The sequence below is a fragment of the Natrinema pellirubrum DSM 15624 genome, from assembly GCF_000230735.2.
GTDB classification, from domain to species: domain Archaea; phylum Halobacteriota; class Halobacteria; order Halobacteriales; family Natrialbaceae; genus Natrinema; species Natrinema pellirubrum.
Genome location: NC_019962.1, coordinates 3,440,355 through 3,453,775 on the forward strand (window position 1 = coordinate 3,440,355; position 13,421 = coordinate 3,453,775).

At 63.6% G+C, this 13,421-nt stretch carries 11 protein-coding genes and 2 pseudogenes; 9 read left to right on the plus strand and 4 right to left on the minus strand.

Annotated elements, in window-relative coordinates:
- Positions 1-66: 66 nt before the first annotated feature.
- Complete coding sequence (locus NATPE_RS16720) at positions 67-1,134, plus strand: anthranilate phosphoribosyltransferase (protein ID WP_006182770.1); 1,068 nt, start codon at positions 67-69, stop codon at positions 1,132-1,134.
- A gap of 335 nt (positions 1,135-1,469) precedes the next feature.
- Entirely contained in the window at positions 1,470-2,267 is a 798-nt protein-coding gene (locus NATPE_RS16725) for an enoyl-CoA hydratase/isomerase family protein (RefSeq protein ID WP_006182771.1), read from the plus strand.
- A gap of 334 nt (positions 2,268-2,601) precedes the next feature.
- Here NATPE_RS16725 and NATPE_RS16730 read toward each other — a convergent pair whose 3' ends face one another.
- A complete protein-coding gene (locus NATPE_RS16730; protein ID WP_049897244.1) occupies positions 2,602-3,714 on the minus strand; it encodes an IS630-like element ISNpe13 family transposase in 1,113 nt (370 codons plus the stop codon).
- Between the two features lie 36 nt (positions 3,715-3,750).
- Here NATPE_RS16730 and NATPE_RS21530 point away from each other — a divergent pair.
- Positions 3,751-4,374 (plus strand): annotated as a pseudogene (locus NATPE_RS21530) (IS630 family transposase); the annotation flags it as partial.
- A gap of 99 nt (positions 4,375-4,473) precedes the next feature.
- Here NATPE_RS21530 and NATPE_RS16740 read toward each other — a convergent pair.
- The 3 genes and pseudogenes from NATPE_RS16740 to NATPE_RS16750 all read right to left on the minus strand — a co-directional run bounded on the left by NATPE_RS16740 (position 4,474) and on the right by NATPE_RS16750 (position 6,149).
- A complete protein-coding gene (locus NATPE_RS16740) occupies positions 4,474-4,758 on the minus strand; it encodes a hypothetical protein (RefSeq protein ID WP_015299230.1) in 285 nt (94 codons plus the stop codon).
- A gap of 70 nt (positions 4,759-4,828) precedes the next feature.
- Positions 4,829-5,197 (minus strand): annotated as a pseudogene (locus NATPE_RS16745) (helix-turn-helix domain-containing protein); the annotation flags it as partial.
- 214 nt (positions 5,198-5,411) lie between these two features.
- Entirely contained in the window at positions 5,412-6,149 is a 738-nt protein-coding gene (locus NATPE_RS16750) for a 3-hydroxyacyl-CoA dehydrogenase family protein (protein ID WP_006182778.1), read from the minus strand.
- Between the two features lie 211 nt (positions 6,150-6,360).
- Here NATPE_RS16750 and NATPE_RS16755 point away from each other — a divergent pair, with 211 nt between their 5' ends.
- From NATPE_RS16755 to NATPE_RS16780, 6 genes are all read left to right on the plus strand, one after another.
- Positions 6,361-6,612, plus strand: a complete 252-nt coding sequence (locus tag NATPE_RS16755; protein ID WP_006182779.1) for a hypothetical protein — start codon at positions 6,361-6,363, stop codon at positions 6,610-6,612.
- Positions 6,609-8,045, plus strand: a complete 1,437-nt coding sequence (locus NATPE_RS16760) for an APC family permease (protein WP_006182780.1) — start codon at positions 6,609-6,611, stop codon at positions 8,043-8,045. Before NATPE_RS16755 ends, NATPE_RS16760 begins: the two co-directional genes overlap by 4 nt.
- 87 nt (positions 8,046-8,132) lie before the next feature.
- Positions 8,133-9,065, plus strand: a complete 933-nt coding sequence (locus NATPE_RS16765; protein WP_006182781.1) for a ferritin family protein — start codon at positions 8,133-8,135, stop codon at positions 9,063-9,065.
- An 87-nt stretch (positions 9,066-9,152) separates the two neighbouring features.
- Positions 9,153-10,316 (plus strand): CaiB/BaiF CoA transferase family protein, encoded by a 1,164-nt coding sequence (locus NATPE_RS16770; RefSeq protein WP_006182782.1) that lies wholly within the window; start codon positions 9,153-9,155, stop codon positions 10,314-10,316.
- A 75-nt stretch (positions 10,317-10,391) separates the two neighbouring features.
- Positions 10,392-12,047: a long-chain fatty acid--CoA ligase gene (locus NATPE_RS16775; RefSeq protein WP_006182783.1), complete on the plus strand. Its 1,656-nt coding sequence runs from the start codon at positions 10,392-10,394 to the stop codon at positions 12,045-12,047.
- Between the two features lie 21 nt (positions 12,048-12,068).
- Positions 12,069-13,289 (plus strand): acyl-CoA dehydrogenase family protein, encoded by a 1,221-nt coding sequence (locus tag NATPE_RS16780; RefSeq protein ID WP_015299233.1) that lies wholly within the window; start codon positions 12,069-12,071, stop codon positions 13,287-13,289.
- Positions 13,290-13,421: the final 132 nt, after the last annotated feature.

Below are 13,421 nucleotides of genomic sequence, written 5' to 3' on the forward strand. Positions count from 1 at the left end.
TCGTTTGACGGCCGCGGGAATCCCGGAAACGCGGGGTTTTTGCGGTGGCCGTCCGAAGCCTCGCCCATGGCGCAGGCATCCCAGGAGTTCGGCGATTGGCCGTTGAAACGCCTGATGACGGAGGTAGTCGGTTCCGGCCCCAAATCGGCCGACGACATGGATCGCGAGCAGGCCCGCGAGGCCTTCCAGCGGATCCTGGCCGGCGAGCCCGACCAGACCACCCTCGGCGCGTTCTGGCTGGCGAATCGCTGGAAGCGCAACAACCCCGAGGAGCTGGCGGCCTACACCGACGTCATGCGCGAGGAGTCGGTCGTGACCGCCGAACCCGAGGCAGATCCGGTCGACTGCGGCGCGAACTACGACGGCAAGGACACCTCCGCCATCCTCGGCGTCGGTGCCGGCGTCGTCGCCGCCGCCGCGGGCACGCCGGTCGTCGTCCACTCCGGGGACCGCGTTCCCTCCCAGAAGGCGACCCCCTACAAACACGTCCTCGAGGAACTCGGCGTTCGGACCGAACTCGAGCCGGGCGAGAGCGCCGACATGGTCGACGAGACCGGCTTCGGCTTCTACTACCAGCCCGCGTTCAACCCCGTCATCGACGACCTCTTCGACCGTCGCGACGAGATGGGCGTCCGAACGTTCGTCAACACGATCGAGACCGTCGCCAACCCGGCGAACGCGGACGTCCACCTGGGGTCGTTCTACCACCTCGCGTTCGCGCGGAAGATGATCGACCTCATCCGAGAGAGCGAGCGACTCGACTACTCGCGGGCCATCTTCTTCCAGGGGATGGAGGGCTACGACGACATTCGACCCGGCTACACGAAAGTCGCCGAGTGGAGTTCGGGCGAGGACCTCGAGGACTACGAGATCGAGACTGCCGAGTACGGGATGGACATGGAACGCGAGGACCTCGCCGTCGACGACATCGCGGTCGATTCCGCGACGATCACCGCGGAGGTACTGTCCGGCGACCGCGAGGACCACTTCGCCGACGCCATCGCGCTCAACGGCGCGTTCCGGATGTACGCCCGCCAGGACGTCGAGAGCCTGGACGCGGGCCTCGAGCGGGCTCGTGAGGTCATCGACGACGGCAGCGCAGAGGCCGTCCTCGAGGACCTGCAGGCGTTCTGACCGAGCGCCAGTCCGCTCGCCGATCGATCGGTCCGACGGGAACGGGTTGCCGGGCCGATCCCTCGGCCGCGTTCGGAAACGACGGATCGTCTCTCAGTTGTGCAATCGGATCGGAACGATTATTCGGGTAACTCTAGCACCCATCGTCCGAAAGACGAGTTTCAGTATGTTTTCAGCGACTACAAGCGCTCGAGCGGTCGCTCCCGGCGCGGACTCGATCCCGGAACCGACGGCGACGACAGCAGGATGGTACGTGCCGGCCAGTGACTGGGGTCGTCCGTCGGCCGGGGTGTGAAACGGGACACCTTTTTGATCGGTGGCCGTGACCGTCACCCATGGACGAATCACTCGAGACAGTCCTAGTGGAGTTCGACGAAGACAGCGGCGTCGGCACGCTGACGATGAACCGGCCGGACGCGTTGAACGCGCTGAGCGCCCAGCTCAGGGACGATATCGTCGCGGGCCTCGAACTGCTCGAGGAGCAAAACGAGGGTGCCGACGGCGTCGCCTTACGTGCCGTGGTCCTCGAGGGGGCCGGCGAGAAGGCCTTCTGTGCCGGCGCGGACATCGGCGGCTTCTCCGACGCGTCGGCCGGCGGCACCTCGGCCCGGAGCCACTACGATTTCATTCGGGACTTCCCCGCGCCGGTCATCGCGAAGATCGATGGCTACTGTCTGGGCGGCGGCTTAGAGACCGCGCTGGCCTGTGACTTCCGACTGGCCAGCGAGAGCAGTACGTTCGGCTTCCCCGAAGTGAACCTCGGCATCCTGCCCGGTGCCGGCGGCGTCCAGTACGTCACGAAGATTGCCGGCCCCGCCCTCGCGAAGGAACTCGCGATGACTGGCGAGCATATTTCCGCGGAACGGGCGGGCGAGGAAGGCATCGTCAACCACGTCTACGCCGACGACGAGTTCGAGGACGAAGTCGACGCGTTCGTCGACGATCTTGCTGGGCAGGCACCGCTCGCGATCCAGGCGATCAAGAAGTCCGCCGACATGGCGGTTCACAGCGGGCTCGAGGAAGGGCTGGCCTACGACAACCAGCTCTTTCAGGAACTGCTCAAGACCGAGGACCACGCGGAGGGCGCGGCGGCGTTTGCCGAGGACCGCGAGCCCGAGTTCGACGGGAAGTAACGCCTTCGCACCGGTATCATTGGTTTTACGCTACCCGACGAACCGGCCTGCGGTGGCGCGCGCTGTGTCGCGGTGAGTGACGAACGAACCGCGACGCAACGCTGTGCGAGGGATGAGCGAAGGAACGGAGTGACTGAGCGAATCGGTTGGGGAGGACGTGGAATCCCTAGTTGCCACGATAGCAGAATGCGCTATCTTGGTCGATGACACTCGTCGTGTGGTGTTTAGAACCACAGGGTAAGCGCTCCTGCTATCGTGGCAACACGGAGGGACCACACCCTCCCCAGCCGATTCGCTCGCTATGCTCGCTCATCCACCGGAAGACGCGTAGTGATTAGCAAATCTTATTGAGAAATCCACTGAGGTGATTGTCAATCCACGATGCAGCGAAACTCAGTTTCTCGGTCAGTTGGTCGAACAGTTCGTCAAGGAGTCTCCGGTATTCGTCTTCGCCGTTAACAATCAACGGCGAAGACTCCCACTTGAGACTTTTCCAGACAGGTTCGATTGGGTTGAGGTCCGGGGAACCAACCGGCAGGAACACCAGATCAATCCCGAGTTCATGAGCACGCTTGCGCGTGTGCTTGCAGACGTGTGACGAAAAGTTATCCAACACGAGCAGAATCCGCTTGCCGGGATTCTGCTCGCGGATCTCCTCGAAACACCCACAGATTTGTTCTTTCTCCTGGTTCGGTGGGAACGACAGCACGCTCTCTCCGTTGAGCGCATAGAACCCGGCCGCTGGTGTATCGATTTTCACCAGCGGCCGAGTGATATGTGGGTCATCGACCGTGTACAGTCGCTGAGAGTTGTCCCATGGTTGTGGATGCGAGACATCGAAAAATCCCACCACAGTCCCGCCATCAGTACAGATGTCCTCATCGGTGCGCCACTCCTCTTCGTCGTCATCGTCGTCACTGTCGCGCTTATTGTGTGGCTGGTCGTGAGCATCCTCGTCGAACGCGTACTCGACGCGTTCGTCGAGGATCTCTTCGGCGTTGTCGGGTCGATCAGGCCGTTTTGTCCGAGGAATGGCGTAGGAAAGGCCGAGATTGTATAGGAACGTTGGGAGGTAGTGTGGATGATATTCAACATCGAACTCCTTGTCGAGAAGATGCTGGATCTCCTGTTTTTTCCACGGTTGTCCCTCGCGAAGTCGATCGATGAGTTCGTCTTGTTGGTCTTCGTCGAGCTTCGGGGGCCGACCGCCCCCGAAGTTCGGAGTGAGTTTGCCGAGGCCTCCTTCGTTCCAGCGGTTGACCCAGTTGGTGGCGGTGCCCTCAGATTTCCCAACGTCATCGGCAGCCTCCTTCAGCGTGGCACCCTTGTACAGCCGTTTGATGAACACGAGGCGTTCGAATTCCTTCTGATCGTCTGCCTCGCCGAGAAGACGATCCAGATCCTCTTCACTCAGGTGTCGCACAATTTTCTTCTCTCGACCAGTCACTACACTAAAGAGATACTTCTGCTCAATAACTTTCCCGAATCACTATACGACGCGCTCGACGAAGATGATCAACCCCACAACAAACGTGAAGGAGATGATGAAGAAGGGTGGATCGTCGACGACGATATCTGTACAGATGGAGGCACTGTTCTCGGGTTTTTCGATGCATCACAACCACAACCGTATGACAATTCACGACGTGTCTGGTACGTCGATGATCCACACATTGAGCGGCCGTTAGTGAAGACAGAAGACTCGGCGGTTGGGTTCTACGCAGTGAACGGCACCAGTGTGGTCCAGTGGAAAGAAACCGAGGAGAAAGAGCGGATTTGCGAGGTGTTAGAGGCGGTACGCGAGCAGAATCCCGGCAAGCGGATTCTGCTCGTCTTGGACAAGCACGGCTCCCACATCTGTGAATACACGCGCAAGCGTGCGCACCAACTTGGCATCGATCTCGTGTTCCTTCCCTCAGGATCACCGCATCTCAACCCAATCGAACAGGTTTGGAAATACCTCAAGTGGACGATGGCACCGATCATCGTTGAGAACGAAGACGAGTTCCACGAACTCGTCAAGGACGTATTTGATCAAGTGACACAACGAGTCAGTTTCGCAAAGAGCTGGTGTGAGAAGTTTCTTGATTTTCAAAAGTTTCCTTGATCATTACGACCCCGGCGATCCGTCAAGCCCGGAAAGCACGATTAGTGGCTGTTCGTCCTGCTCTTCCCTGAGAGCTACGATTTTACCTTGGCCGCTCCGCTAAACAGATACAACGACGGCTTCGAGTTCAGCAGCAGGAACGGTATGAAGCTGAGCGAGTGTGTAGTCGTCGGAGTACGTTCCGAGAGTGCTGTCAGTGACAGCCTTGATGGATTTCTGATCGACAGCGGCTTGGAGGAGTGTCTGCCGGATGATCCCGGAGTCGAAGCCACAGCCTTCGACTCCAGGGATCGGGACCTCAGAGAGGAGATCAAGCGCTAAGGTTTCAAGGTCAGAGGCCGTAAGAACGGTGTCTGGATGGTATAGGAATTGCACAACACCCATCTAGACGCTTTCTGAGAATCTAACCTCATCAGTCGTAACTAACTGCTGACTCGATGGGAACTACCGAGTGTGGATGATATTCGACATCGAACTCCTCGTCGAGAAGATGCTGAATCTCCTGTTTTTTCCACGGTTGTCCCTCACGTAGTCGATCGATGAGTTCGTCTTGTCGGTCTTCGTCGAGCTTCGGGGGCCGACCGCCCCCGAAGTTCGGAGTGAGTTTGCCGAGACCCCCTTCGTTCCAGCGGTTGACCCAGTTGGTGGCGGTGCCCTCAGATTTCCCAACGTCATCGGCAGCCTCCTTCAGCGTGGCACCCTTATACAGCCGTTTGATGAACACGAGGCGTTCGAATTCCTTCTGACCGTCTGCCTCGCCGAGCAGACGATCCAGATCCTCTTCACACAGGTGTCGCACAATTTTCTTCTCTCGGCCAGTCACTACACTAAAGAGATACTTCTGCTCAATAACTTTCCCGAATCACTAAGCGTCTTCCGAGCCGTTCGCTCACTCCGTTCGCGAAGACCTCGCGAAGACCTCGCGCAGTATCGAACCGCAGTTCGCTTATCGCTCACTGCGGTTCAGCGCACGCCACCGCATACCGATTCAGCAGTCAAAAACTGAAGCGAATCTGCACCAGTTTGCGAAACCGACCTCAGTCCCACTCCTCACCGATGCCGGTCAGCGAGAACGGGCCGACGGGGAGGTTGTAGCCGTCCTCGAGCGCCTTGTCGACCTGTTCCTCCGTAGCAATCCCCTCGTCGACGATCTTCTTTGCCTCCTCGCGCATCGCCGCGTGACAGCGGTTGGCGAGGAAGCCGTAGGAGCCGGGATCGTCGTCGATGGTAACCCGTGTCTTCCCGAGTTCGTCGACCAGTTCCTCGGCGCGCTCGACGACGGCTTCGTCAGTCTCCGGTGCCTGGACGATTTCGACCATGTCCATGACCGCGACGGGGTTGAAAAAGTGCGTCACCGCGACCCGAGAGGGGTCGGAGACGGCGTTGGCGATCGACGTGACGGCGAACCCGCTCGTGTTCGAGTACAGCGGCTGATCGTCCGTGACCTCGTCCAGATCGCGGAAGACCTGCCCCTTGATCGCCAGGTCTTCGGTAACCGCCTCGATCGTGAAGTCGGTCCCGTCGGTTGCCGCGTCGAGATCCGTCGTGAACGTCATCCGCTCGAGGACCGCGTCTTTCTCGTCCTCGGAGAGATAACCGCCCTCGACGGCGTCCTCGAGCCCGTAATTGCCCGAGATCACGCGCTCTCGAGCCTCGTCGGCCAACTCCTCGTTGATCTCGCGGACGGCCACGTCGTAGCCGTTCCGTGCGAGTACCTGTGCGATACCGGCGCCCATGATGCCGCCACCGACGACGGCAGCACTCTTTTGTGCCATGGCACCAACCTTCATGGGAACCGACTTAGTTCTTATCAACGTGCGTGGAGGCCGGTGTCGGTCGCCGGCCCGAGCCGCTCACCGACCCGCCGCCGGAGCCGCGAACGCGACGCGCCGCTGCGAGGCGGACGCGGTCCCGACACCACCGACCGACGTTCAGCTGGTGTCAACGTCCAGAAGCTATTTTACCCGTGGTATGGTGGGACATTACATGGCAATCGGAGAGTACCGCGACGAGCCGGCGGAGATGGACGACGTCGAGCGCGAGGTCGCCGCGGCGCAGTATCCCGAAGGCGGGCTGGTGGTCGGCCTCGGGCTCGGAATCGTCCTCCCGCTGGCGACGGTCCCGGCGCTGCTCGCCGTCGCGCCCGTTCTCGGCGCCGTCGTCGGATTCGCCCTCGGTCGACGGCTCCGCGACGCCGCCGTCCGACGCCGGCGGGCCGATCGAGCCACGGCGGAATGAGCGCCTCCGGCGACACCGACGCGGCGACGCTGTCCTCGAGCATCGGGATCGTCGGCGTCCTCGCGCTGTTGGTCGGGAACGCCATCTCGGTGCCGATATTCGTCCTGCCGGGGCCGCTGGCGGGGACCGCAGGCCCGTCGCTCGTGGTGGCGATCCTCCTCGCGGCGATCCCGGCGTCGTTCGTCGTCCTCTACAACGCCCTGCTCGGGTCGGCGATGCCAGTCGCCGGTGGACTGTACGTCTATATCTCTCGACTCACTGCGCCGTACTGGGGATTTCTGGTCCCGGTTACCATCCCGCTGGTCGCGTGGGCATCGCTGCTCATCACGGCGACGGGCTTCGCGGAGTACATCCGTATTTTCGTCGACGTCCCGTCGACGCCGCTGATTTACGTCCTGTTGGCGTTCGTCCTGCTGGTCAACCTGATCGGGCTCAGGGTCGTCGCACAGGTCCAACTCGTCTTCTTCGCCGGGCTCGTGATCGCGCTCCTGACCTTTATCGTCCCCGGCGCGACCGCAGTCGACGCCGCCAACTACGCGCCGTTTTTCCCGGACTACGGCGCGTTCGGGCTCGCGGTGGTCGCCCTGTTCTATCCGTTCCTTGGCTTCGGGCTGCTGGTCGAACTGGGCGAAGAGATCGAGGATCCCGGCCGGACGATCCCGCTGGTGCTGGGGCTGGGCATTGGGATCGTCGCCCTGTTTTACGTGGCGCTGATCGCCGTCCTCGTCGGCGTCGTTCCCTACACCGAACTGGGGGCCGAAGCCGATCTCGCGATGGCCGCCACGCGGTTCCTCCCGTGGTGGGGCGAGTACGTCGTCGCCGCCGGTGCCGTCTTCGCGGTCGTCACGACCGTGAACACGACGCTTTTGGTCTTCTCCCGGACGCTCATGCGCGCGAGCCGCGACGGTATCCTCCCGGCGTCGCTCGCCCGGATCCATCCCCGGTTCGATACCCCACACTACGCCGTTGCGCTGCTCGGCCTCCCGCCGTTCGTACTCGTCCCGATCGCGGACGAGATCGTGGGGCTCTCGGTGTTCATCGGCCTGGCCAGCCTCACCGCGTACTTCTTCTGTGCGATCGGGCTCTGGAACCTGCCCCGTGAGTTCCCAGCCCACTACGCCAACGCCCCGTTCCGACTCCGGCGCTACCGCGGGCTCCTCCTCGCGGTCCTCGGCGGGGCCGTCGCGACCGGCGCGTTCTGGATCGTCACGCTGCTCCAGCGACCGATCGTCGGCGTCGTCCTCGTGGGCTGGTTCGTCGTCGCCTACGGCTACTACCGCTACAGGCTCGCGAAGACCGACCGGATCGAGACCTACCGGACGATGACCTCCCTCGACCGCCACGAGCGCATCGAGGAAAGCGAGACACACCACGCCTCGGGTGACGCGAGCGGGGACAGCCGGCGAGCGGACGCCGGCGAGGGCGGCGACTGACCGCTCGAGCGGTTCCGGGTACCCCGACGGACTCGATCCGCGTGACAGGGACTGCACATTTAATAGCCGCGACGAGTAGTATGTGGTATGGCAACTGAGTACACGCCAACCGAGATGATGGACCGGGAGTCCCGATCGAACCGCTACTACCGCAACGCGGTCGAGCGCCACTGGGACCCCGGCGAGATCGACCTCGAGCGAGACGTCGAGAACTTACTCGCGTTCATGGAGGAGACGGACGGATACGACCAGGAGTCGTGGTATGGCACCCTCAACGGCATCGCGAAGTTCGGGGCGGGCGAGGACGCGGTGACGGAGGACCTCGCGCCGCTGGGGTCCGTCCTCGATAACATCGACGACCAGCTGTTCCTAACGACCCAACTGTACGAGGAGGCCAAACACGCCGACTTCTTCGATCGCTACTGGCGCGAGGTCGTCTGGACGGTCGAGGACGAACTCGGCTGGGAGCGGTCGAACCCCCGCCACGAGCGGTGGTTCAACGACCCCTACATCGAGCTGTTCGACCGCAACCGGAAAGCGCAGTTCCGACTGCTCGAGGAAGACACCCCCGAAAACAGGGCGAAAGCGTACTGTCACTACCACCTCACGGTGGAGGGCATCCTCGCACAGACGGGCTACTACGGGATGCAGACCTCCTACGGCGGCGAGTTCGAGGGGCTGCCACACCTGCCGGGGCTCGTCCAGGGATTCACCAAGATCCGCAGCGACGAGGGCCGCCACGTCGGCTTCGGGATGAACCAGCTCAAGAAGCTCATCGCCGAGGGGGTCGATCCCCACCTCATCGAGGAGACCGTCGAGGAGTTGCTCCCGCTCGTCCAGGGGATCACCGAGGACGAGCGGTTCCAGCCCGACGACCCCGCGGATCGCCGCGGCCTCGAGTCCGGCGAACTGGCCGAGTACGCGATCGAAAAACACACCGACCGGATGCAACAGATCACCGACGCCGCGGCAGACATCCCGTCGGTCGACGACCTGGTGGCGCTCGAGGGCGACGACTGAGCGATTCGCGCCGATCGCGGCTGGGGGGCCACAGCCCCGGCCGACCACCGACAGTAGACTTTTGGGATCGGATCGGGACGTGGTACCATGCAGCTCGATTCCGTTCGAATACTCGACCTGTCGCGGCTCTTGCCGGGTCCGTACGCGACGCAACTGCTCGCCGACGCGGGTGCCGACGTGATCAAAGTCGAGGACACGGACGCGGGCGACTACGCCCGCTATACGCCGCCGACGACGGAGCGTGACGTCGGCGCACTGTTCGACAGCGTCAACCGCGGCAAACGCAGCGTCGCGCTCGACCTGAAATCGGGGGGCGGCCGCGAGGCGTTTTACGACCTCGTCGCCGAGGCCGACGTCGTCTTCGAACAGTTCCGCCCCGGCGTCGCCGACCGCCTCGAGATCGATTACGAGACGCTCGTCGCGTACAACGAGGACCTGGTCTACTGCTCGCTGTCGGGCTACGGGGGGACCGGACCCTACGCCGAGCGCGCGGGCCACGACCTCAACTACGTCGGGGTGGCCGGCTTACTCGATATGACCCGGGAGGACGAGGAAATGGCCCCACAGATCCCGGGCTATCAGATCGGCGACCTCGGCGGCGGGCTGTTCGCGGCGTTTTCGATCGTCGGCGGGCTCCTCTCGCGGGAACTGGGCAACGGCGGCGAGTACGTCGACGTGGCCATGACCGACGTGGTCACCTCCTTCTCGCAGGCGATCAGTCACGAGGCGCTGACCGGCGACGATCCCCGTCCCGGCGAGACGGCGCTTACTGGCCAGTTCCCCTGGTACGACGTCTACGAGACCGCCGACGGCCGCTATCTGACGCTGGCGGCCCTCGAGCCGAAGTTCTGGACGGCCTTCTGCGAGGAGGTCGGCCGCGAGGAGCTGATCGACGCGCACAGGACCGACGACCCCGCCGAACTGACCGCCGTCCGTGAGGAACTCGAAGCCCTGTTCGCAACCCGCACGCGGGATGACTGGCTCGACGAACTGAGCGACGAGACGATGACCGGGCCGGTCTGTACGCCCGCCGAGGCGCTCGAACATCCGCAACTCGAGGCCCGCGGGCTGGTCGAACGGCCCGACGACGCGCCGCCGCGGGTCGGGTTCCCGGCGCTGGGGTCGAACGCCCCCGAGGGCCGCGACGAATCGGTCCCCGGCCACGGCGAGCATACGGACGAACTGCTCGCCGCCGCGGGATACGACGCGGACGAGCTGGCCGCGCTTCGCGACCGCGGTGCGATCCGTTGATCGCCGCGTCGACGGCGCAACCGCCGTCTCGCCCCAACTCATAAGGTACTGGACAGAATAGTGGCGACGACCATGATGGGTGTCCAGTTAACACTTGACAAGGTACTCGAGCGGGCAGTCGACCTGTTTCCCGATCGGGAACTGGTGACGAAACTGCCCGACGGGAGCGTCCATCGGTACACGTACGGCGACGCGTACGACCGGATCAATCAACTCGCGTCCGCGCTCGACGACCTCGGACTCGATCGGGGCGATCGGGTCGGCGTCGTCGCGACGAACCACTACCGCCACTACGAACTCTACTTCGGGCCGGCGTGTTCGGGACGGTCGATTCACATGTGCAACATGCGGCTGCCCGATCACCACTTCGTCCATACGATCGACGACGCCGAAGACCGCGTGATCTTCGTCGATCCCGGCCTCATCGAGAAGGTCGAAGCCAACGCCGACGACCTCGATACCGTCGAGCAGTACGTCGTCCTCGACGACGAGGTCCCCGAGACCGACCTCGAGCCGGTGACCGACTACGAGTCACTGCTCTCCGGCCAGCCGACCGACTACGAGTGGCCCGAGATCGACGAAGACGCCGAGTACGGCATGTGTCACACCTCGGGGACGACGGGGCTGCCGAAGGGCGTCGCCTACTCCCACCGGGCGATGTACCTCCACAGCATCATGGGCGGCCACGTCGACGCCAACGGGATCGGCGAGCGCGATACGATCCTGCCCGTCGTGCCGATGTTCCACGCCAACGGCTGGGGGCTCCCCTACGGCGCGACGCTCGTGGGAGCAAAGCAGGTCTTCCCCTCGGTCCACACCGATCCCGAGACGATCGCCCGGCTGATCGACGAGGAGGGCGTGACCTTCTCCGCGGCCGTGCCGACGATTTGGCTCGAGATGGCGGAGTTCTTGGACGAGAACCCCGAGGTCGACATCTCGAACATCGACCGGCTGACGGTCGGCGGGTCGGCGCCGCCGGAGTCGCTGATCCGGAAGTACGACGAGGAGTACGACGCGCCGATCCTCCAGGGCTGGGGGATGACCGAGACCTCGCCGCTTGGCACGCTCAGTACGCTCCGGAAGGAGACGGCGGCACTGCCAAGCGACGAGCAATACGAGTACCGCGCGAAGGCCGGCATCCCCGTCCCGGGGATGCAGACCCGGGTAATCGACGATGACGGCGAGGAAGTCCCCGCCGACGGGGAGACGATGGGCGAACTGCAGGTCCGCAGCCCGTGGGTGACCGACGGCTACCACAATCGGCCCGAGGAGAACGAGCAGGCCTTCACCGACGACGGCTACCTGCGGACCGGCGACATCGCCACCCGCGACGAAATGGGGTATATCGACGTCGTCGACCGCGACAGGGACGTCATCAAGTCCGGCGGCGAGTGGATCTCCTCGGTCCAACTCGAGAACGAACTGATCGGCCACGAGGCCGTCAGCGAGGCGACGGTCATCGCCGTCGACCACGAACGCTGGCAGGAACGGCCCATGGCGGTCGTGGTGCCGCGGGACGGCGCGACCGTCGACGCGGACGACCTCGAGGCCCACCTCGCCGAGACGTTCCCCTCGTGGTGGCTGCCCGACGTCTACGAGATCGTCGACGAGATCCCGAAGACCTCGACGGGCAAGTTCGACAAGAAGACGCTCCGAGACCAGTTCGACGTGGTCCTCGAGGCGGAAGAGGACGAACAGCCGGCAGACGACGAGCAGGCACCACAGCAGTAAGCGGTTTTGACGTATTTCACTATGGTAGCAAACACCACAGGCGGCGTGAGTTTCGACACCGACGACGAGACCGAACTGATCCTCGAGAGCATCGACGAGTTCATCGAACGGGAGGTCGAGCCGATCGTCGAGGAGTTGGGCGATACCTACACCAACCCTCGAAAGGGCCACCACGAGAACGGCCGGTGGACCGACGAACTGCTCGAGGCCCGCGAGGAGATCAGGCGGAAGTCCGCCGAGGCGGGCTTCTACGCGATGAACCTGCCCGAGGACGCGGGCGGCGACGGCATCTCACCGGTCACCTGGTATCGAGCGAAAAAGCACCTCGCGAGCCACGGCGGCGGCCTCGAGCGGTACGTCCTCGCCGGCCCCGAGGGGCCGAAGCCACTGCTGTTACAGGCCGAGGGCGACCAGCGCGAGAAATACCTCGAGCCCGTGGTCCGCGGCGAGAAGTCGACGGCGTTCGGCCAGACCGAACCCGGCGTGGGGTCGGATTCGCCGAATATGGAGACGACGGCGGAACGGGATGGGGACGGGTGGATACTCAACGGGCGCAAACAGTGGATCACCAACGCGCCTTACGCCGACTTCGTCCAGCTGTTCGCCCGGACGACGCCCCAGGAGGACGTCGGCCGCTACGGCGGCATCACCTGCTTCATCGTCGAGGAAGACGAGTACGAGATCGGCTCGTACAACAACGCCGTCGGCGCGGAGGGGTCGCAGGCCGAAATCGTTCTCGACGGCATTCGCGTCCCCGAGGACCGCGTCCTCGGCGAAGTCGACGAGGCCTTCTACGCCGCGATGGAGTTCCTCTCGCTCGGGCGACTCGAGCTGGGTGCCGAGGCCGTGGGGTACAGCGAGTACCTGCTCTCCGAGGCCGGCGAGTACGTCACCGAGCGCGAGGCCTTCGGCGAGCCGATCGGGAACTTCCAGCAGGTCTCCGCGAAGCTCGCGAAGGGGAAGGCAAAGACCTACGCGGCCGACGCGGCGGGGCTGAAACTCGCCTGGAAGATGGCCCAGGACGAGCGGACGATCATGGACTCGTCGGTGCTGAAGTGGTTCGCCACGAACGTCCTCTGGGAGGTCGCCGATGCGGCGGTGCAGGTCAACGGGGCCAACGGGCTGGCCGAGGAGAGCCCCTACATGGATCTGGTCCACCAGGCGCGGATCCTACGGATCGTCGAGGGAACCGACGAGATCCAGCTCAACACGATCGCGAAGACGATGGGCATCACGGAGTAACTACCTTCCACTGCTTCGCTCGAGGGGATAGCTCCGCTCGCTCGTCGGGGGAGGGGTTTTCGCGTCCCAGCTCGCGGTCGCAACTGCGGTTCGCCGAGACGAACGCTTTTCATCCGGTACGCTGATAACTCG